This is a genomic window from Pectobacterium sp. 1950-15, from assembly GCF_037136835.1.
Taxonomy (GTDB): Bacteria; Pseudomonadota; Gammaproteobacteria; order Enterobacterales; family Enterobacteriaceae; genus Pectobacterium.
In genome coordinates, this window is sequence record NZ_JBBBQR010000040.1 from 1 (window position 1) to 1,210 (window position 1,210).

The 1,210-nt window shown below is 53.1% G+C and carries 1 rRNA gene; it reads right to left on the reverse strand.

The annotated features are described in order from the left end of the window. Positions 1-40: 40 nt before the first annotated feature. Positions 41-1,210, reverse strand: a 23S ribosomal RNA gene (locus WCT94_RS20675); the annotation flags it as partial.

The following is a 1,210-nucleotide window of genomic DNA, read 5'->3' on the forward strand; positions in this document are numbered from 1 at the left end:
TATGAGTCTTTCGTCACCCACAAAACACCTTCGGTGTTGTAAGGTTAAGCCTCTCGGGTCATTAGTACTGGTTAGCTCAACGTATCGCTACGCTTACACACCCAGCCTATCTACGTCGTCGTCTTCAACGGCCCTTCAGGGGCATCAAGTGCCCAGGGAAGACTCATCTCGAGGCAAGTTTCCCGCTTAGATGCTTTCAGCGGTTATCTCTTCCGCACTTAGCTACCGGGCAATGCAATTGGCATCACAACCCGTACACCAGTGGTGCGTTCACTCCGGTCCTCTCGTACTAGGAGCAACCCCTCTCAATCTTCCAACGCCCACGGCAGATAGGGACCGAACTGTCTCACGACGTTCTAAACCCAGCTCGCGTACCACTTTAAATGGCGAACAGCCATACCCTTGGGACCTACTTCAGCCCCAGGATGTGATGAGCCGACATCGAGGTGCCAAACACCGCCGTCGATATGAACTCTTGGGCGGTATCAGCCTGTTATCCCCGGAGTACCTTTTATCCGTTGAGCGATGGCCCTTCCATTCAGAACCACCGGATCACTAAGACCTGCTTTCGCACCTGCTCGAGCTGTCACTCTCGCAGTCAAGCTAGCTTATGCCTTTGCACTAACCTCCTGATGTCCGACCAGGATTAGCTAACCTTCGTGCTCCTCCGTTACGCTTTGGGAGGAGACCGCCCCAGTCAAACTACCCACCAGACACTGTCCGCAACCCGGATTACGGGTCTACGTTAGAACATCAAACATTAAAGGGTGGTATTTCAAGGTTGGCTCCACGCAGACTGGCGTCCACGCTTCAAAGCCTCCCACCTATCCTACACATCAAGGCTCAAGGTTCAGTGTCAAGCTATAGTAAAGGTTCACGGGGTCTTTCCGTCTTGCCGCGGGTACACTGCATCTTCACAGCGAGTTCAATTTCACTGAGTCTCGGGTGGAGACAGCCTGGCCATCATTACGCCATTCGTGCAGGTCGGAACTTACCCGACAAGGAATTTCGCTACCTTAGGACCGTTATAGTTACGGCCGCCGTTTACCGGGGCTTCGATCAAGAGCTTCGCCTTGCGGCTGACCCCATCAATTAACCTTCCGGCACCGGGCAGGCGTCACACCGTATACGTCCACTTTCGTGTTTGCACAGTGCTGTGTTTTTATTAAACAGTTGCAGCCAGCTGGTATCTTCGACTGATTTCAGCTCC